This is a genomic window from Brachybacterium avium, from assembly GCF_002216795.1.
Lineage (GTDB): Bacteria > Actinomycetota > Actinomycetes > Actinomycetales > Dermabacteraceae > Brachybacterium > Brachybacterium avium.
This window is the reverse complement of sequence record NZ_CP022316.1, coordinates 3,011,840-3,030,206: the sequence shown is the minus strand read 5'-3', so window position 1 is coordinate 3,030,206 and position 18,367 is coordinate 3,011,840. Positions and strand designations below refer to the sequence as shown.

Below are 18,367 nucleotides of genomic sequence, written 5' to 3'. Positions count from 1 at the left end.
ACGTGTTCGCGCGGCCGCGTCCACACCGCCCCCACCGATCTGGGACGATGACGCCATGTCGACTCCCGCGCCGTCGCCCAGACATCTCCCGCCCAGCGGCCCCTCGACGCCTCCGGGACTGTTCGGCGGGCGCCAGGCGGCGAAGCTGCGCGCGATCGTGAACGCCGATCTGCTGCCCGAGGAGCGTGCCTCCGCCGATGCACTGGTGATGACGACCTGGCTCACCGCGACGCAGCGCGCGCAGTACGCCCCGTCCCTGCGCTCCGGCCCCAGCACCGAGGAGTTCGCCCAGCGCCTGGCGGACGAGCGCCGCGTGGTGCTCGAGGAGGGCGCTGATCCGGTGGCCGACGAGCTGGAATCCGCCGCGCAGGCGGAGCAGCGCGCGCGACAGCTCCCGCTGCGCCTGGTCGAGGCGGTGCTGCTGCTGGTGGCGTTCACGGCAGTCGTCATCATGGTGGTCCTGAGCATCCGCTCCGAGTCGGCCGGGCTCGCCGAGCGTGTCCCGGAGCAGGGGCTGACGCTGCTGGTGGTCGCGCTCGTGGCCGGGCTGCTGGCGGCGCTGGTGGGCACGGTGGCGACGAGGCGACGCGATCATCTCCTACTGGGCTGGGCGGCCTCCCGGCCGGGGCAGCTCGGCCGCGGGCTGCCGCTGCAACGCCCGCTGCAGGGCGAGTCGGCGGGACCGGCCATCGCACGCGCCCTCGGACCGGCGCTGCTGGTGGCTGCCGGGGTGCTCATGATCGTGGCCGGGGCCGCGCTGCTGCTGATCTCCCCGATGCTGGGTGATGTCGGTGGGGTCTCGCACTGGTCGCCGTGGCTGCTCGGCGGCGGCGCCGCCGCACTGGTGGCAGCGGTGCTGATCATCTACCTGCGCTCCCGGCGGCTCCGGCAGATCGTGCGCCGGTACCGGGCGGCGGAGTGGATCGGGCCCGCGCCGCAGGTGGAGGAGCCGCCCGCGGTGTGAGCGGGGCGGGCTCCGCGACGCTCAGCGCTCGGAGGACGGCTCCTCGTCCTCCTCGACCGCGAGCCCCTCCTGACGGGCATGGGCCTCCCATCGCGGCGCGGTGGGGATCCGGCGCAGGTCAGGGCCCAGCATCCCCACCAGGGCGCCGAGCGCCAGCACGGAGGCGAAGACGAGCATGGTGGGCATGACGCCCACGAGCTCCAGCCCCCAGCCGGCCGCCGCCGGGGCCAGCGGCATCAGCGCCGAGGAGACCACCCGCATCAGCGAGCTGACCCGCCCCTGCATCGACACGGGCGTGATGTGGGTGAAGAATCCCTGGCTGGAGGCATTGGTCGCCGGTATCCCGACCCCTAGCACGGCGTAGGCCACGCCGATCCAGACCATGCCGGGCTCGAAGCCGAGGAACACCCCGACCAGCGCCATCACCACGACGGGAGCGATCGCGAGCATCCCCGTCGGCACCGTGTCCACCAGGCGCGGCGCGAGGGCCGCGCCGAGCAGGATCGCCGCGGCCAGCACCGTGTTCAGCAGGCCGATCCGGGTCGCCGAGACCCCGTCCGAGGCGAGGTTCAGCAGCACCGCGAAGATCAGGCCGTTGGCCCCGAGGTTCACCGCGGACGCGATCGCGAGGATCTGCAGGCGCAGGGGCTGGGAGACCATCCAGCCGAGCGCCTCGCGCATGTCCTCCCCCACTTTCGTGCGCTTGGCGCCGACGATCCGCGGGTGGTACCGACGCCGCATGCCGAGGGTCGCGATGACCGAGCCGAGGTTGCCCAGCAGCTGGGCCAGCGGAGGGAACACGATCGACAGGCCCAGCAGCGCGCCGCCGGCCGGGCCCGCGACCATCTCCACCGCGGCCTCGCGCCCCTGGTTGACCGAGACCGCCCGGGGCAGCTGCGTGGTGGGCACGATCTGTTTGAGCATGGCGTTGGAGGCGCTGCCCAGCAGCGTCTCGCGGAACCTGTCGGCGAACGCCAGGGCGGCCAGCACCACCGCCCCCGCCATCCCGGTCAGCAGCACGATGACCAGCACTGCCTGGACGGCGGCGCCGATCACCCCGGCCAGCAGCCGCAGGCGCCGCCGTTCGACGCGGTCCGCCAGCAGTCCGCCCGGGATCAGGCCGACCAGCGCGCCGAGGCCCTGGACCAGCGCGACCAGTCCCGTGATGCCGAGGTCCTCGGTGACCATGAAGGTCACCAGAGGGAACGCGAAGGCTCCGATCCCGGTGCCGGCATCCAGCAGGAGGTCGCCGACCAGCCACCGCAGGTACTCGGGGTTGCGACGCAGTGGGACAGGGGCGGCGGCATCCGTCATCTCCGGGCCTCACCCCGCTCCGCCGTGCGGCCCCGCCGCACTGTGGGGTTGGCCCCGGCAGGCGCTCCGATGGTGCCGCTGCCGCGTCTGGCTTCGTAGACTCGCCTCATGGCCACGACGACAACGGACTCCCCTGCCACGAAGGCCTGGGGCATCGCACTCACCACCCTTGGTGCCGACGGCTCCGTCCTCGATGCATGGTATCCCTCCCCGCAGCTCGGCGAGGCTCCTTCCGAGATCGAGAGCCATCCGCTGCACTCTCAGCTGACCGCCGCCGCCCGGGCCGACCAGGTGCGGGGCACCACGCAGGAGGTCGTCGTCCGCACGATCTCGCTGGCTGATGCCCCGGTCGATGCCGCCGATGCCTACCTGCGCCTGCACCTGCTCTCCCACCGCCTGGTCCGGCCCAACGCGCAGAACCTCGAGGGTCTGTTCGAAAAGCTCACCAACGTGGTCTGGACCTCTCAGGGGCCCTGCGCCGTCGCCGGCTTCGAGGAGACCCGTCTGCGCCTGATCGCAGCGGGACGCACCCCCACCGTGTTCAGCGTCGACAGGTTCCCGCGCATGGTCGACTACGTGCTGCCCGGCGGGGTGCGCATCGGTGACGCGGACCGGGTCCGGCTGGGTGCGCACCTGGCCGAGGGCACCACCGTCATGCACGAGGGCTTCGTGAACTTCAACGCCGGGACCCTTGGCGCCTCGATGATCGAGGGCCGCATCTCGCAAGGCGTGGTCGTGGGCGACGGCTCCGATGTCGGCGGCGGCGCCTCGACGATGGGCACCCTCTCCGGCGGCGGCACCGAGCGGGTGAGCATCGGCCGCCGCTCGCTGGTGGGCGCCGAGGCCGGCGTGGGCATCGCCCTGGGCGATGACTGCGTGGTCGAGGCGGGCCTGTACGTCACCGCCGGTACCAAGGTGGAGCTCATCGGCGAGGCGGGCACCGCCTCCGAGGGGCCTCACGTGGTCACGGCCCGTGACCTCTCCGGGGTGGCGAACCTGCTGTTCCGTCGCCACTCGCTGAGCGGCGCAGTCCAGGCGGTGGCCCACGAGGGACAGACCGTCGAGCTCAACGCCGCGCTGCACGCGAACTGACAGCGGAGCAGAGGACTCGAGGTGGCGGCAGGCGCGCGGCGGCGCGGACGAGGATCACGCCGTTCCCTCGCTCGCCATCTCGCTGTTCCCCTGACCCTGGTGCTGCTGTTCTCGGCCATCGCCGGCGGCAGCTACGTCGCGCTGCAGCGCTACGGCTCCCCCGCCCATGAGGGCACCTGCGTGGCGACAGGGCTGGGGACCAGCCATCGCTACAGCACCGACCGGGTCGCGAACGCGGCGCTGATCACCGCGATCGCCGTGGACCGGCAGCTGCCGCCGCGGGCGGCCTCGATCGCGCTGGCCACCGCGTACCAGGAATCGCAGCTGCAGAACATCGACTACGGGGACCGCGACTCCCTGGGCCTGTTCCAGCAGCGCCCCTCCCAGGGCTGGGGCACCGAGGAGCAGATCCAGGATCCCGTCTACTCCGCCAATGCGTTCTACGACGAGCTGGTGAGGATCCCCGGCTATACGGGCGCGGACATCAACGATGTGGCCCAGCAGGTCCAGCGCTCCGGCCATCCGGAGGCCTACCGGGACCACGAGACCGAGGGACGGCTGTACGCCTCGGCGCTGACCGGACAGAGCGGACCGAATCTGGTATGCACCCTGGCTGCCGTCGGGGCGACCGTCTCCCCCGAGCAGGTCCGTTCCGAGCTGCTGCGGCAGTTCCCGCGCGCCGTCGACTCCGGTCGGCTCACCTCGGCCCTGACTGCCGCCTCCGGCACGCTGCCGCAGCCGTCCGCCGATGCCGGGGCGACCGCACTGGTGATCGATCCCGGCGGCGATGCCGCGCTGGGCTGGGCGGTCGCGAACTGGGCGGTCGCTCGCGCCGCGGACGACGGGGTGGTCCGGGTGTCCTATCAGGGGCGGGTCTGGGACCGGGCGGTCCACGGCGAGGAGGCCCGTAGCTGGGGCGCCGCCGATGATGGTGCCACGGGGCACGTGGTGGTGCTGGTCAGCGGGCGCTGACGCCGACGAGGGCCGGGCTCCCGGGGAGCTCGGCCCTCGTCGGGGTCACCGCGGTGCGACGGATTCAGCCCCGGTTGGCGATGTCGGACTGCAGCTCGGCCAGGCGCAGCTCGCTGGTGCCGGTGCGCTCGCCCATCTCCTTGTAGGGACGCTCCGCGTGCCCGGTGTAGATCTGGCGGGGACGGCCGATCTTCGTCTCCGGGTCGTGGACCATCTCCTCCCACTGCGCGATCCAGCCGGGCAGGCGGCCGATGGCGAACAGCACCGTGAACATCTCGGTGGGGAAGCCGATGGCCTTGTAGATCAGGCCGGTGTAGAAGTCGACGTTCGGGTAGAGCTTGCGCTCGACGAAGTAGTCGTCCTTCAGCGCGATCTCCTCGAGCTTCATGGCCAGCTCCAGGCGCGAGTCGTTGACGCCGAGGCGCTCCAGGACATCGTCGGCGATCTTCTTGACGATGCGGGCGCGGGGATCATAGTTCTTGTACACCCGGTGGCCGAAGCCCATCAGGCGGATCCCGTCCTCCTTGTTCTTGACCTTCTCCATGAAGTCGCGCGGGTCCATGTTCTCGGCCTGGATCTGGTCGAGCATGTCCATCACCGCGGCGTTGGCGCCGCCGTGGGCCGGGCCGGAGAGGGCCCCGATGCCGGCGGAGATCGACGTGAACAGGTTCGCCTGGGCCGAGCCGACCAGGCGCACCGCAGAGGTCGAGCAGTTCTGCTCGTGGTCGGCGTGCAGGATCAGCAGCTGCTCCATCGCCCGCACCACGACCGGGTCCGCGATGTACTCCTCGACCGGGAACCCGAAGGTCAGCCGCAGGAAGTTCTCGATCAGCGAGAGCCGGTTGTCGGGATACAGCAGGGCGTGGCCCTGGGCGATGCGGTGCGCATAGGCCGCCATCGTGGGCAGCTTCGCGAGCAGCCGCACGGCGGAGATCCGCACCTGCTCCGCGTCGAAGGGGTCCAGCGAGTCCTGGTAGAAGGTCGACAGCGCCGAGGTCCCGGCCTGGAGCACGGCCATCGGGTGCGCATCCCGCGGGAAGTTGTCGAACATGCGCTTGAAGCGCTCGTCCAGCAGCGTGCGGTGCTCGACCCTGGCCTCGAAGTTGTCGAGCTGGCCCTTGGTGGGCAGCTCGCCGTGGATCAGCAGGTAGGCGACCTCGAGGTAGCTCGACTTCTCGGCGAGCTGCTCGATCGGGTAGCCGCGGTAGCGCAGGATGCCCTCGTCGCCGTCGATATAGGTGATCGACGACTTCGCGTTGGCGGTGTTCATGAAGCCGGGGTCGTAGGTGACCTGACCGGTCTCCTTGCGCAGCGGCCCGATCGAGATGCCGGAGTTGCCCTCCACGGCGGGAACGGTGGGGAGGTCGAGAGTCTTCTCCCCCAGGCTGAGCTGAGCAGACGTCGTCGCGTGATCCATGGGCTCTCCGTTGTGCGTGGTCGGATCGGTGCGGCACCCACGGGCGCCGAAGGTTCTAGAGGCGCTCGAGGCGCCGGGCGGCGGCAGCGATCCGCTCATCGGTCGCGGTGAGCGCGACCCGGACGAATCCTCCACCACTGCCACCATAGAACATCCCGGGCGCCACCAGGATGCCGCTGGCTGCGAGGCGTTCGACACTGGTCATCGCCTTCTCGCCGAAGGTGGTCCACAGGTACAGTCCTGCCTGCGAACCGTGGACAGAGCCGCCGGCGGCTCGCAGCGCGGGCTCGAGCAGCGCGCGCCGAGCGCGATAGATCTCACGCTGGTCAGCTGCGGCCTGATCGTCGCCCAGCGCTGCGGTCATCGCGATCTGCACCGGGCCGGGGAGCATCATCCCGGCCTGTTTCCGCACCGCCACCAGCTCGCCCACCAGTGCTGGGTCCCCGGCCACGAAGGCGGCTCGGTAGCCGGCGAGGTTGGACTGCTTGGACAGCGAGTACACGCACAGCAGCCCCTCCAGCGAACCGCCGTTGACCCGCGGGTCCAGCACCGAGGGAACATCGTCCACGGTCCAGGGCAGCAGCGCATAGCACTCGTCGGAGGCGACCACGATCCCCCGCTCCCGGGCCCAGCGCACCACGGCCGCCAGCTGGGTGACGTCGAGCACCTCCCCGGTGGGGTTCGACGGGGAGTTCAGCCACAGCAGCCGGATCCGCTGCGCGGCCGACGGCTCGGGCAGGGCCTCATCCCCGTGGGTCGCGAGCCGGACCATGTCCACCGGCAGCGGTTCGGCGCCGACGAAGCGGGCACCCATGTCGTAGGTCGGGTAGGCGATGTGCGGGAAGGCGACGGCGTCCCCGGGGCCGAGCCCGAGCTGGAAGGGGAGGTGGGCGACGAGCTCCTTCGAGCCGACGGTGGGCAGCACGCCCTCGATGCCGAGCGAGTCCGGGGCGCTGCGGTGGCGGCGACTGAAGTCCACCAGCGCCTCCCGCAGCGCCGGGGTGCCGATCGTGGTCGGGTAACCGGGGCTGTCGGCGGCGGCGGCGAGGGCGGCCTGCACAGAGGCCGGTGTCGGATCCACGGGGGTGCCCACGGAGAGGTCCACGATCCCCTCGGGGTGGGTGGCGGCGCGCTGCTTCGCCGGGAGCAGTGCGTCCCAGGGGAAGGCGGGCAGCCGCTCGGCGAGCCCTCTGCGCGCCGGGCTCGGGCGGGGACCGGAGTTCGCCGCCATGGTCAGGCCAGGGGGTTCGGCTGCGTCGGCAGGGCGTCGATGATCGGGTGGTCCTTGTCGATCACGCCCATCTTCGCCGCGCCGCCGGGGGCACCGAGGTCATCGAAGAACTCGACGTTGGCCTGGTAGTACTCGGCCCACTGGTCCGGGGTGTCGTCCTCGTAGAAGATCGCCTCGACAGGGCAGACGGGTTCGCAGGCACCGCAGTCCACGCATTCGTCGGGCTGGATGTAGAGCATCCGGTTGCCTTCGTAGATGCAGTCCACGGGGCACTCGTCGACGCAGGCACGATCCTTCACGTCGACGCAGGGCAGGGCGATGACGTAGGTCATGGGCGGCTTCCTTCCGTCGGAGACGGCCCCCATCATCTCATCCCGCCCGCTCCGGCGATGGCGCGGCGGAGGCCGGCGCCACCGAGGTGACAGGTTGCACACCCGGAGCCCCGGCCCGCGGTCCGCGGGGCGGGGATAGTCTCGCAGGATGGCTGACGATGACGCTCCGCGGGCCCGCGCCGGCTGGGCCCCCTTCCTGCTCGAGGGACGCCGGGTGGTGCTGCGCTATGCGATCGATGTGCAGTCCGCGCCCCACGGGGAGTCGATGACCGATGCGCTGGGCACCATCGTGGGTATCGACGAGGCCTCGGTGCAGGTGATGACCCGCCGCGGCCAGGTGCGCGTGCCGCGGGCGCTGGTCATCGCGGCGAAGGAGGTGCCTCCACCACCGGTGCGACGGCGGGGGCCCGCCGCGCCCTGAGGATGTAGTCGATCCCCGAGACGATGTGCAGCACCACCCCGAGCCAGATCAGCGCCTGCGCGGCAGGGATCAGGACGGGCCACCAGGCGGCGGCGACCACCAGCAGGAACACCGCGGCCATCAGGACGAAGGTGCGGATCTTGCCGAGCCAGGACACCGAGATCCGTCCGCCGAGCGCCGCTCCGGTCGCGAGCACCACCATCGCCACGTCCAGGACCACGATGAGCACCAGCGCCGCCCAGGGCAGCAGGCCCGCCACTGCCAGCGACAGCACGATCGCCGCCAGCCCCACCCGGTCCGCGATCGGGTCGATGATCGCCCCGGTCCGGCTGGTCTGCTCCAGGGCCCGCGCGAGCAGCCCGTCCACCCAGTCGGTGGATGCCCACACCAGCAGCAGCACCACCGCGAGGGTGTCGGGCCCGTCCAGCAGCAGCAGGCACACCGGCGCCAGCAGCACGAACCTCGCCAGGGTGACGAGGTTCGGGATGGTCGCCCAGTCGGGGCGCGGGGAGATGCTCATGTGATCAGCGGACTCGCGGGAAGAGCTTCCCGAGGATCGTGATCACGGCCGCGACGAGGAAGGGGATCACCAGGCCGAGCCCCTGGACGATCCAGCCGGACAGCTGCGGGACGTCGCCGATCACCGCCGGCAGCAGCACGCCGCCGCCGACGCTCTCCCCCAGGAAGGGGGTGGCCAGCATCCCCCACAGGCAGCCCAGCACCAGCAACGGGAACCGCGACCCGGTCGCAGACCACAGGAACACGCAGGTCACCACCTGGAACACCGCACCGAAGAGCAGCCCTGCGGGGACGTCGACGCCGAACAGCTCCAGCTCCAGCCGATGCGTGGTGAGCATCAGCAGCACCGAGATGACCGCGAGCACGAGCGCCATCGCGGCCTGCGTGAGGCGGGCCGCGAGGGAGCTGGTGTCGACGCTGCGGGTCGACCCCGCCGGCGATCGCGCGGGGTTCACGACCTCACTTCCCCGACTTGGCCTTGGAGTGCGCCCGCTTGCGCTCGTTGGCGTCGAGGATGACCTTGCGGATGCGGACGACCTCGGGGGTGACCTCGACGCACTCGTCCTCGGCGGAGAACTCGAGGGACTCCTCGGGGGTCAGCCGACGCGGCGGCACCAGGTTCTCGAAGGAGTCCGAGGACGCAGCGCGCATGTTCGTCAGCTTCTTCTCCTTGGTGATGTTGACGTCCATGTCCTCGTTGCGGGAGTTCTCCCCCACGATCTGACCGGCGTACACCTCGGAGGTGGGCTCGACGAAGAAGGAGCCGCGCTCCTGGAGGTTGATCATCGCGAAGGGGGTGACGGTGCCCGCGCGGTCGGCGACCAGGGAGCCGGTGGAGCGGAACTCGATCTCCCCCATCCACGGCTCGAAGCCGTCGGCGTAGGAGGAGGCGATGCCGTTGCCGCGGGTCTCGGTCATGAACCGGGTGCGGAAGCCGATCAGGCCGCGGGCGGGGACGACGAACTCCATGCGCACCCAGCCGGAGCCGTGGTTGCTCATGGTCTCCATGCGGCCCTTGCGCGAGGCCATCAGCTGGGTGACGGTGCCCAGGTACTCCTCGGGCACATCGATCGTCATGCGCTCGACCGGCTCATGGACCTTCCCGTCGATCTCCCGGGTGAGGACCTTCGGCTTGCCGACGGTCAGCTCGAAGCCCTCGCGGCGCATCTGCTCCACCAGGATCGACAGCGCGAGCTCCCCGCGGCCCTGGACCTCCCAGGCGTCGGGACGCTCGGTGGGCAGCACCTTCAGGGACACGTTGCCGACGAGCTCGGCGTCGAGGCGGTCCTTCACCTGGCGGGCGGTGAGCTTGTGGCCCTTGCCGTTCTTGCCCGCCAGCGGCGAGGTGTTGATGCCGATGGTCATCGAGATCGCGGGGTCGTCGATCGCGATCAGCGGCAGCGGGCGCGGATCGGAGAGGTCGGCGAGGGTCTCGCCGATCATGATCTCGGGGATGCCGGCGACGGCAACGATGTCGCCGGGCAGCGCGGTGCGGGTCATCGGCTCGCGGGAGAGGCCCTTGGTCTCCAGCAGCTCGGTGATCTTGACCTGCTTGACGGTGCCCGCCTGGGTGCACCAGGCGACCTGCTGGCCTTTGGAGAGCTCGCCGTTCTTGATGCGCAGCAGCGCCAGGCGGCCCAGGAACGGGGAGGCGTCGAGGTTGGTGACGTGGGCCTGCAGCGGGACCTCGTCGTCGTAGACCGGCGCCGGGATCTGCTCGAGGATCGTCTTGAACAGCGCCTCGACGTTCTCCTCCTCGGGGAGGGTGCCGTCGGCGGGCTGGGTGGTCGAGGCGCGGCCGGCCTTGCCGGAGGCATAGACGACGGGCACGTCCAGCACCGCGTCGAGATCGATGTCGTCCATCTCCTCGGAGAGGTCCGAGGCCAGACCCAGCAGCAGATCGGTGGCCTCGCCGACGACGTCCTCGATGCGCGCATCGGGGCGGTCGACCTTGTTGACCACGAGGATCACCGGCAGCTTCGCCGCCAGCGCCTTGCGCAGCACGAAGCGGGTCTGCGGGAGCGGGCCCTCGGAGGAGTCCACCAGCAGCACCACCCCGTCGACCATCGACAGGCCGCGCTCGACCTCGCCGCCGAAGTCGGCGTGGCCGGGGGTGTCGATGACATTGATGGTGATGCCGTCCGGCTCACCGATCGCCGCGGCCGACGGCCCGGCGTACCGGATCGCCGTGTTCTTGGCGAGGATCGTGATGCCCTTCTCGCGCTCCAGCTCGCCCGAGTCCATCGCCCGATCGTCGTGCTTGTCGCGATCGCCGAAGGCGCCGCCCTGGGTGAGCATGGCGTCGACCAGGGTGGTCTTGCCGTGGTCGACGTGGGCGACGATGGCGACGTTACGCAGATCGGTGCGGTGCTGGATGGTCATACGCAGATGCTCGTTTCAGGTTGCGCGGCGGGTCGTGGACCGAGCAGCGCCCGGCCGCACGAGACGTGCGGCCCGCTCCAGGGCCTCGCCGAGTCTATCCGTCCCACGCCTCCTGCCACAGGGGGCCGGATGAGACCTTCGACGCGCTGGGCGGGGTGCCGGGCTCAGCGGCCCGAGCCCGCCAGCGGGATGGAGCCGCCGGGAATGGCGTCCAGCAGACGCCGGGTGTACTCCTGCTGCGGGGAGCGGAAGACCTCCTCGGTCGCCCCGTGCTCGACGACCCTGCCCATCTCCATGACCATCGTCCGGTCGGCGATCTGCCGGACCACGGCGAGGTCGTGGGTGATGAACACGTAGGAGAGGTCCAGCTCGGCCTGGAGGTCGTTGAGCAGGGCGAGCACCTGGTCCTGGACCAGCACGTCGAGGGCCGAGACGGCCTCGTCCAGCACCAGCACCTCGGGCCGCAGCGCGAGGGCCCGGGCCACGGCGATGCGCTGGCGCTGCCCGCCGGAGAGCTCGTTGGGGTAGCGCTGCATGGTCGCGGCCGGCAGCGACACCTGGTCCAGGAGCTCCCGGACCCGGGATTCCCGCTCGCCGCGGGAGGCCATGCCGTGCAGGCGCAGCGGCTCCTCGATGGTGCGGAAGATCGAGTACGTGGGATCGATCGACCCGTACGGGTTCTGGAACACCGGCTGCATGCGACGGCGGAGTGCGAAGAGCTCCTGCTTGGACTTCTCCGCGATGTCCTGGCCCTCGAAGAGGATCCTTCCCGAGGTCGGGGCCAGCAGGCCCAGCACCATCTGGGCGACCGTCGACTTCCCGGAACCGGACTCGCCCACGATCCCCAGGGTAGTGCCGCGCTTGAGGGTGAAGGAGACGTCATCGACCGCGGTGAACGGCGCGGCCTTCACCCACGGCACACCGCCGCGGATGTCGAAGACCCGGGTGAGGTCCTCGGCGACGATGACGTCGTCGGTCCGTGCCTCCGTCGGAGCGGACTGCTCTCCTGGGGCGGGCTCCTCGCCGCGGGTGCTGTAGGAGGAGACCATCCGCTGGCTGGACAGCGACGGCGCGGCCGCGATCAGCCGCTGCGTGTAGGGGTGCTGCGGGTTCTGGAGGATCTCCAGCGCCGGGCCGGACTCCACCACCTGCCCGCGGTACATGACCACCAGGTGCTGGGCGCGCTCCGCGGCCAGGCCGAGGTCATGGGTGATCAGCAGGACGGCGATGCCGAGCTGGCCCGTCAGCACGTCGAGGTGGTCCAGGATCTGCCGCTGGACGGTGACGTCCAGCGCGCTGGTGGGCTCGTCGGCGATCAGCAGCGACGGCCGGGCCGCAAGGCCCATGGCGATCAGGGCGCGCTGGCGCATGCCGCCGGAGAACTCGTGGGGTACTGCTTCGCGCGACGTGCCGCATCCGGCAGTCCCGCCTCCTCGAGCAGCTCGACGACGCGCTTGTCCGCCGCCTTGCCCTTGGCGACCTTGTTCGCGGTCAGCGACTCCTTGATCTGGAAGCCGATCTTCCACAGCGGGTTGAGGTTCGACATCGGGTCCTGCGGGACCATGCCGATCTCATCGCCGCGCAGCTGGCGGATGCGCTTGCCGGAGGCCTTGGCGACATCCTCGTCCTGGAAGACGATGCTGCCGCCGGAGACCCGCCCGTTGGAGGCGAGCAGACCGGCGACCGCCATGGCGGTGGTGGTCTTGCCCGAGCCGGACTCACCCACGATCGCGACGGTCTGGCCGGGGTACACGGTCAGGTTCGCCCCGCGCACGGCCGGCACATCGCCGCCGGAGGTGGTGAAGGTGATGTCGAGGTCCTTCACCTCGAGCAGCGGACGGTCCGGGTCCCATTCGCGGACGGCGCCGGAGGTGCCTCCCGCGGTCGCGTGGACCTGCGCGAGGTCGGCGTCCGCCGCGTCGCCGCCCTCGTCCCGGGGCCCGGCGGGCTCGGTGGTCGGCTCCTCGGCGCGTTCGCTGGAGGCGTGCGGGAAGTTCGGGTCGTAGCTCATCGCTTCTTCGTCTTCGGATCGAGTGCGTCGCGCACGGCATCGCCCAGCATGATGAAGCTGAGGATCGTGATGGCGAGGGCGCCGGAGGGATAGAACAGCAGTTCAGGGCGGGTGTACAGCCCGGTCTGCGCGTTGGAGATGTCCGCACCCCAGGAGATGGTGGACTCGGGAAGCCCCACCCCCAGGAAGGACAGGGTCGCCTCCAGCACGATGTACATGCCCAGGTTGACCATCGCCGTGACGATCACCGGGGCGACCGCGTTGGGCACCACGTGCCGGAACAGGTTCTGGGAGGAGGAGGCGCCGAGCGCCTTGGAGGCGGTGATGAACTCGGAGTTCATCACGCTCATGACGCTGCCGCGGGCGATGCGGGCGATGGCGGTCCAGCCGAACAGCACCAGGATCATCGCCAGGGTGAGCGCATTGAGCTCGAAGAGCTGGCCGACGACGATCGCGGCGAGGATCAGCGGGATCGCGAAGAAGACGTCGGTGACGCGGGAGAGGATCGCGTCGATCCAGCCGCCGAACCAGCCGGCCAGCGCACCGATCAGGCCGCCCAGCAGGAAGACGCCGAGCGTGGTGACCACACCGACGATCACCGAGGGCCGGGCCCCGTAGATCACCCGGGAGTACACGTCGCAGCCCTGCTGGTCGAAGCCGAAGGGGTGACCGGGGGTCGGGTCCCCGTAGCTGTTGGACAGCTGGCAGGCGCCCTGCGCGTACGGGTCGAGACTGCTGAACAGCTGCGGCAGCGCGGCGACGGCGACCACCACGGCGATGAGCACCGCGGAGATGATGAACATCGGGTTGCGTCGCAGGTCGCGCCAGGCCTGGGACCACAGGGATCGCGGCTTGACGTCGGTGTTCAGGGCATCGACCGCCTGCAGCGGGGTCTCGTCGACCGGGGCGACGAAGTGTGCCTGGCCGCGGCGCGTCGTGGCGCCGCCTGTCTCACTTGCGTGCGTCATACCTGATCCTGGGGTCGAGAAATGCGTACAGCAGATCGATGAGGAGGTTCGAGATGATGAAGATGATCACCAGCAGCGTCACCATCGAGACCATCTTCGTGCTCTCGCCGCGCTGGATGGCGTCGAAGAGATTGAAGCCGAGGCCCGGGATGTTGAAGATCCCCTCGGTGACGATCGCCCCGCCCATCAGCTGACCGAGGTCCACGCCGAGGAAGGTGACCACCGGGATCAGCGAGTTGCGCAGGATGTGCACGGTGATCACCCGGGGCCGGGACAGCCCCTTGGCCGTCGCGGTGCGGACGTGGTCGGCGGTCATCGTCTCGGTGATCTGGGTGCGGGTCAGGCGCAGCACGTAGGCGAAGCTGACAGCACCGAGCACCATCCCCGGGAGCAGCAGGTTCATCCAGGTGACGTTCGCGCCGACGTTGATCGTCACCCATCCCAGCTTCACGCCGAAGACGAACTGGGCCACGAAGCCGATCACGAAGGTCGGCACCGCGATCACCAGGATCGAGGTGACCAGCAGCGTCGAGTCGATCCAGGTCCCCTTGCGCAGGCCGGAGATGACGCCGGCGATGATGCCGAAGACCGCCTCGAAGACGATCGCCACCAGCGCCAGGCGCGCGGTCACCGGGAAGGCTCGGCGGATGTCGTCGATCACGGGCCGGCCGGCGAAGGTTGTGCCGAAGTCACCCTGGGCCAGGCCCTGCAGATAGAGCAGGTACTGGACGATGAAGGGTTCGTCGAGGTTGTACTCCGCGCGCAGACGATCCTGGACCGCGGGCGAGAGCGGCTTGTTGCCACCGAGGGCCGCGATCGGGTCACCCGGCATCGAGAACACCAGGAAGTACACCAGGAACGTCGCGCCGAAGAAGACCGGGATCATCTGCAGCACGCGCCGGAGGACGTACCAGGCCATGCGTTGCACCTTACGGGAGGGAGGGCGCCCCGGACCGTTCGGGTCGGGCGGGGCGCGGAGGGGACTGGGACACCATAGCCACACGGAGGGCTCCGGCGCGCCGGGGCGCCGGTCGATGCCGGAGGGGTGGGACCCGATGCGGGGCGGGGGCGGCTGCTGCGCCGCGCCCCGCCCCGACGGGTCAGGACCTGCTGATCAGGCCGACTTGGTGATCTCGTGGTACTGCGGCTGGCTGTCCCAGCCGAAGACGACGTTGTCCACGGTCTCCGCGGAGCCGCCGGTGACGTTGTCGTTCCACAGGGGCACTGCGGGGAGGTCCCGGAACAGCAGCTCTTCTGCGGCCTGGGCCTTGGCGAACGCGGTGTCCTCATCGGTGGCCGAGAGGCCGTCGGCCAGCAGCTGGTCGAACTCGTCGTTCATGTAGTCGCCGTCGTTGGACCCGCGGCCCTCCGCTGCGGCCGAGCCGTACAGCGGGCCGAGGAAGTTGAACACGGAGGGGTAGTCCGCCTGCCAGCCGCTGCGGAAACCGCCGGTGATCGTGCGGTTGGTGACCTCGTCGCGCAGGGCGGCGAAGGTCGGGTACGACTTGCCGGTGGCCTCGATGCCGAGGTTGTTCAGCAGCTGGTTGGTGACCGCCTCGACCCAGGTGGCGTGGTCGCCGTCGGCGTTGTACGCGAGGGTGAAGGGGCCCTCGAAGGGCTTCATGCCCTCGGCCTTCTCCCACAGCTTCTTGGCGCCCTCGGCGTCGAAGTCCAGGACCTCGCTGCCGGGGATCGAGTCCGAGTAGCCGTTGACCACGGGAGTGGAGAAGTCCGTGGCCGGGGACGAGGTGCCCTGGAAGATCGTGTCGCAGATCTCCTGGCGGTTGATCGCCTTCGACAGGGCCTGGCGGCGCAGGGTCCCGGCCTCCCCGCTGAAGTTCGGATCCTCCATGCGGATGGTGAAGGACTGGAAGATCGCGGCCGGCTGGTTGACCGCGCGATCGCCGAGCTCCTGCTCGAAGGAGGTGAGCCGGCTGGCGGGGATGTTGTCGATGACGTCGAGCCCGCCGGAGAGCAGATCGTTGTAGCCGGTCTCGATGTCCTGGTAGAAGGTGAAGCGCACGCCGTCGTTCTGCGGGGCGCGCGGGCCCTTGTAGTCGGGGTTCACCTCGAGCTCGGCCGAGACCTCGTGCTCCCAGGAGGTCAGCATGTAGGGGCCGTTGCCGATCGGCTTCTCGCCGAAGCCCTCCTGGTCGTCGAAGAACGCCTCGGGCAGGGGCGAGAACGCGCTGTAGCCCAGGCGGATCGGGAAGTCGGCCTGCGGGGAGACCAGGGTGACGGTGAAGACAAGGTCGTCCTCGACCGAGAGACCCGTGAGGGTGGCGTCGGCGGCCACGTCCTCGCCCTGGAGGTCTGCGAAGCCCTCGATCGGCTCGAAGAAGTACCCCGAGAGCTGGGCGTTGGAGGCGTTGGCGCCGAAGTTCCAGGCGTCCACGAAGCTCTGGGCGGTGACCGGATCGCCGTTGGTGAAGGTCCAGCCGTCGGCGAGGGTGATCGTGAAGTGCTGGCTGTCCTCGGTCTCGATGGACTCCGCGACCTCGTTCTGCGGGGTGCCCTCGGCGTCGTAGGAGACCAGGCCCGAGAAGATGTTCTGGACGATGCGGCCGCCGCCGACCTCATTGGTGTTGGTCGGGATCAGCGGGTTCTGCGGCTCGGTGCCATTGGCGAGGATCATGCCCCCGCCACCGCCGCCGCCCTCGCCGCCACCGGAGCCCCCGGAGCCGCTCTCATCGCTGCCGCAGGCGGCGAGCGTCAGAGCAGCGGCGCCGCCGGCAGCGGTGCCCAACATCATCGATCGGCGCGAGATGGTCATGAATACTCCTGTGATGTCTTGGGGTCGTGAACCGCACGACAGTGTGCAGCATCACCGACCAGTGTGCACCCTTGACTGTCAATAGCATTCCATCTGCTGATAACACTTCGGTCTCGGCGCGGGGTCGACCAGAGGTCCTGCCCGCCGCTCGAACCCGCGGAGCCCACGGCACGGCCCTGCAGGTTCTCCTTCCGCAGTGTTCAATGGCGGTATGACTGCACCGACCTCGCCCACCGCCCCCATCGATCCCACGACCACCGACGCCTGGGCCGAGCTCGAGGCTCACCACCTCGAGCTCGACGGCTCGCTGCGCGAGTGGTTCGCCGCCGACCCGCAGCGCGCAGAGCGCTTCACCCACGATGCCGCGGATCTGCACGTCGATCTGTCCAAGAACCTCGTCGCGCCGAGGACGGTGGAGCTGCTGCTGCAGCTGGCCCGCGAGGTGGGGGTCCAGGAGCGTCGCGACGAGATGTTCGCCGGCGCCCATATCAACACCACCGAGGACCGCGCCGTGCTGCACACCGCGCTGCGCCGACCGGCCGGCTCCTCCCCCGCCCTGGTGGTCGACGGCCAGAACATCGATGAAGACGTGCACAAGACGTTGCACCGCGTCTTCGACTTCGCCGACCAGGTGCGCTCCGGTGCATGGACGGGCATGACCGGGAAGCGCATCGAGACGGTCGTGAACATCGGCATCGGCGGCAGCGACCTCGGCCCGGTGATGGTCTACGAGGCGCTGAAGCCCCTCGCGCAGGACGGGCTCGAGGCCCGGTTCATCTCGAACATCGACCCCACCGACGCCTTCGCCACCACCCAGGACCTCGACCCCGAGACCACGTTGGTGATCGTGGCCTCGAAGACGTTCACCACCCTGGAGACCCTCACCAATGCGCGCCTGGTGCGGCAGTGGCTGCTGACCGGGCTGCGGGAGAACGCGGCCCTGACCGCGGAGCAGGAGCAGGAGGCCATCGCCCAGCACTTCGTGGCCGTCTCCACCGCGCTGGACAAGGTCGCGGACTTCGGCATCGATCCCAAGAACGCCTTCGGCTTCTGGGACTGGGTGGGCGGCCGCTACTCGGTCGACTCGGCGATCGGCACCGTGCTCGCCACCGTGCTCGGGCCGGACACCTTCGAGGAGCTGCTGGCCGGTTTCCACGCGATGGACGAGCACTTCGCGACCGCCCCCGCGGAGCAGAACGTGCCGCTGCTGATGGGCCTGCTGAACGTGTGGAACGTGAACTTCCTGGACGCGGAGACCCATGCGGTGCTCCCCTACTCCCAGTACCTCCACTGCTTCCCCGCCTACCTCCAGCAGCTCACGATGGAGTCCAACGGCAAGGCCGTGCGCTGGGACGGCTCGCTCGCGACCACCGAGACCGGGGAGGTCTTCTGGGGCGAGCCCGGAACCAACGGCCAGCACGCCTTCTACCAGCTGATCCACCAGGGCACCCGGGTGATCCCCGCGGACTTCATCGCCTTCGCGACCCCGAACCATCCGCTGAAGGACGGCGACCAGGACGTCCACGAGCTGTTCCTGGCGAACTTCTTCGCCCAGACCAAGGCGCTCGCCTTCGGCAAGACCGCCGAGGAGGTCCGTGCAGAAGGCACCGAGGGATCGCTGGTCGCGGCCCGCGAGTTCTCCGGGGACCGGCCCACCACCTCGATCATGGCCCCGCAGCTCACCCCGAGCGTGCTGGGCCAGCTGATCGCGCTGTACGAGCACATCACCTTCGTGCAGGGCGTGGTGTGGGGCATCAACTCCTTCGACCAGTGGGGTGTGGAGCTGGGCAAGCAGCTCGCCAAGGACCTCGGTGAGGCGGTCGCCGGCGATGAGACGGCGATCGCGGACGAGGACGCCTCGACCGCGGGGCTGATCCGCTACTACCTGGAGCATCGCGCGCAGCGCTGAACGGTGGTCCTGGGAGGAGCCCAACGCGCCGCCGTAGAGTGGGCGGTGGACGCACCGCGCCC

15 protein-coding genes and 1 pseudogene are annotated in these 18,367 nt (G+C 70.1%); 5 read left to right on the top strand and 11 right to left on the bottom strand.

Annotated features, from left to right (window positions below; translation table 11 throughout):
- The first annotated feature begins 55 nt into the window (after nucleotides 1–55).
- Complete coding sequence (locus CFK39_RS13565) at nucleotides 56–964, top strand: hypothetical protein (RefSeq protein WP_089065907.1); 909 nt, start codon at nucleotides 56–58, stop codon at nucleotides 962–964.
- 21 nt (nucleotides 965–985) lie between these two features.
- On the opposite strand, the gene CFK39_RS13560 is transcribed toward CFK39_RS13565, so the two are convergent.
- Entirely contained in the window at nucleotides 986–2,278 is a 1,293-nt protein-coding gene (locus CFK39_RS13560) for an MFS transporter (protein ID WP_089065906.1), read from the bottom strand.
- Between the two features lie 108 nt (nucleotides 2,279–2,386).
- Here CFK39_RS13560 and dapD point away from each other — a divergent pair, with 108 nt between their 5' ends.
- Nucleotides 2,387–3,370: a 2,3,4,5-tetrahydropyridine-2,6-dicarboxylate N-succinyltransferase gene (gene dapD, locus CFK39_RS13555; RefSeq protein ID WP_089065905.1), complete on the top strand. Its 984-nt coding sequence runs from the start codon at nucleotides 2,387–2,389 to the stop codon at nucleotides 3,368–3,370.
- 21 nt (nucleotides 3,371–3,391) lie between these two features.
- Nucleotides 3,392–4,342 (top strand): hypothetical protein, encoded by a 951-nt coding sequence (locus CFK39_RS13550; RefSeq protein WP_089065904.1) that lies wholly within the window; start codon nucleotides 3,392–3,394, stop codon nucleotides 4,340–4,342.
- A 64-nt stretch (nucleotides 4,343–4,406) separates the two neighbouring features.
- Here the strand turns inward: CFK39_RS13550 and CFK39_RS13545 are convergent, their stop codons facing one another.
- Genes CFK39_RS13545 through fdxA form a run of 3 tightly spaced genes read right to left on the bottom strand, consistent with a single transcriptional unit; the run spans nucleotide 4,407 to nucleotide 7,322 of the window.
- Nucleotides 4,407–5,759, bottom strand: a complete 1,353-nt coding sequence (locus tag CFK39_RS13545) for a citrate synthase (RefSeq protein WP_089065903.1) — start codon at nucleotides 5,757–5,759, stop codon at nucleotides 4,407–4,409.
- Nucleotides 5,760–5,814: 55 nt separating this feature from the next.
- Nucleotides 5,815–6,990 (bottom strand): succinyldiaminopimelate transaminase, encoded by a 1,176-nt coding sequence (gene dapC / locus CFK39_RS13540; RefSeq protein WP_089065902.1) that lies wholly within the window; start codon nucleotides 6,988–6,990, stop codon nucleotides 5,815–5,817.
- 2 nt (nucleotides 6,991–6,992) lie between these two features.
- Entirely contained in the window at nucleotides 6,993–7,322 is a 330-nt protein-coding gene (gene fdxA, locus CFK39_RS13535) for a ferredoxin (RefSeq protein WP_089065901.1), read from the bottom strand.
- A gap of 148 nt (nucleotides 7,323–7,470) precedes the next feature.
- On the opposite strand from fdxA, the gene CFK39_RS13530 reads away from it, so the two are divergent.
- Nucleotides 7,471–7,743: a putative acetyltransferase gene (locus tag CFK39_RS13530; RefSeq protein WP_089065900.1), complete on the top strand. Its 273-nt coding sequence runs from the start codon at nucleotides 7,471–7,473 to the stop codon at nucleotides 7,741–7,743.
- Here CFK39_RS13530 and CFK39_RS13525 read toward each other — a convergent pair.
- The 7 genes and pseudogenes from CFK39_RS13525 to CFK39_RS13495 all read right to left on the bottom strand — a co-directional run bounded on the left by CFK39_RS13525 (nucleotide 7,682) and on the right by CFK39_RS13495 (nucleotide 16,396).
- Nucleotides 7,682–8,263, bottom strand: a complete 582-nt coding sequence (locus CFK39_RS13525) for a CDP-alcohol phosphatidyltransferase family protein (RefSeq protein WP_089065899.1) — start codon at nucleotides 8,261–8,263, stop codon at nucleotides 7,682–7,684. The two genes, CFK39_RS13530 and CFK39_RS13525, sit on opposite strands and share 62 nt — an antisense overlap.
- A gap of 4 nt (nucleotides 8,264–8,267) precedes the next feature.
- Nucleotides 8,268–8,717, bottom strand: coding sequence for a hypothetical protein (locus tag CFK39_RS13520; protein ID WP_089065898.1), 450 nt, complete (start codon nucleotides 8,715–8,717; stop codon nucleotides 8,268–8,270).
- Nucleotides 8,718–8,721: 4 nt separating this feature from the next.
- On the bottom strand, nucleotides 8,722–10,644 hold the full coding sequence (typA, locus tag CFK39_RS13515) for a translational GTPase TypA (RefSeq protein ID WP_089065897.1): 1,923 nt from the start codon (nucleotides 10,642–10,644) through the stop codon (nucleotides 8,722–8,724).
- Between the two features lie 164 nt (nucleotides 10,645–10,808).
- Nucleotides 10,809–12,478: pseudogene (locus CFK39_RS16565) on the bottom strand (ABC transporter ATP-binding protein).
- 173 nt (nucleotides 12,479–12,651) lie between these two features.
- Nucleotides 12,652–13,623, bottom strand: a complete 972-nt coding sequence (locus tag CFK39_RS13505) for an ABC transporter permease (protein WP_089065896.1) — start codon at nucleotides 13,621–13,623, stop codon at nucleotides 12,652–12,654.
- The gene (locus CFK39_RS13500) at nucleotides 13,607–14,542 is read right to left on the bottom strand and encodes an ABC transporter permease (protein WP_089065895.1); all 936 of its coding nucleotides are present in this window, start codon (nucleotides 14,540–14,542) and stop codon (nucleotides 13,607–13,609) included. The genes CFK39_RS13505 and CFK39_RS13500 overlap by 17 nt, the downstream gene beginning before the upstream one ends.
- A gap of 195 nt (nucleotides 14,543–14,737) precedes the next feature.
- Nucleotides 14,738–16,396, bottom strand: a complete 1,659-nt coding sequence (locus tag CFK39_RS13495) for a peptide ABC transporter substrate-binding protein (RefSeq protein WP_089065894.1) — start codon at nucleotides 16,394–16,396, stop codon at nucleotides 14,738–14,740.
- A 211-nt stretch (nucleotides 16,397–16,607) separates the two neighbouring features.
- Between CFK39_RS13495 and pgi the strand changes: the two genes are divergently transcribed.
- Entirely contained in the window at nucleotides 16,608–18,305 is a 1,698-nt protein-coding gene (pgi, locus tag CFK39_RS13490) for a glucose-6-phosphate isomerase (protein WP_089065893.1), read from the top strand.
- Nucleotides 18,306–18,367: the final 62 nt, after the last annotated feature.

Coding starts and splice junctions, on each gene's coding strand:
- fdxA (WP_089065901.1), bottom strand. CDS start 7,322: ATGACCTACGTCATCGCCCTGCCCTGCGTCGACGTGAAGGATCGTGCC.
- CFK39_RS13530 (WP_089065900.1), top strand. CDS start 7,471: ATGGCTGACGATGACGCTCCGCGGGCCCGCGCCGGCTGGGCCCCCTTC.
- typA (WP_089065897.1), bottom strand. CDS start 10,644: ATGACCATCCAGCACCGCACCGATCTGCGTAACGTCGCCATCGTCGCC.
- CFK39_RS13525 (WP_089065899.1), bottom strand. CDS start 8,263: ATGAGCATCTCCCCGCGCCCCGACTGGGCGACCATCCCGAACCTCGTC.
- dapD (WP_089065905.1), top strand. CDS start 2,387: ATGGCCACGACGACAACGGACTCCCCTGCCACGAAGGCCTGGGGCATC.
- pgi (WP_089065893.1), top strand. CDS start 16,608: ATGACTGCACCGACCTCGCCCACCGCCCCCATCGATCCCACGACCACC.
- CFK39_RS13545 (WP_089065903.1), bottom strand. CDS start 5,759: ATGGATCACGCGACGACGTCTGCTCAGCTCAGCCTGGGGGAGAAGACT.
- dapC (WP_089065902.1), bottom strand. CDS start 6,990: ATGGCGGCGAACTCCGGTCCCCGCCCGAGCCCGGCGCGCAGAGGGCTC.
- CFK39_RS13565 (WP_089065907.1), top strand. CDS start 56: ATGTCGACTCCCGCGCCGTCGCCCAGACATCTCCCGCCCAGCGGCCCC.
- CFK39_RS13495 (WP_089065894.1), bottom strand. CDS start 16,396: ATGACCATCTCGCGCCGATCGATGATGTTGGGCACCGCTGCCGGCGGC.
- CFK39_RS13560 (WP_089065906.1), bottom strand. CDS start 2,278: ATGACGGATGCCGCCGCCCCTGTCCCACTGCGTCGCAACCCCGAGTAC.
- CFK39_RS13505 (WP_089065896.1), bottom strand. CDS start 13,623: ATGACGCACGCAAGTGAGACAGGCGGCGCCACGACGCGCCGCGGCCAG.
- CFK39_RS13500 (WP_089065895.1), bottom strand. CDS start 14,542: ATGGCCTGGTACGTCCTCCGGCGCGTGCTGCAGATGATCCCGGTCTTC.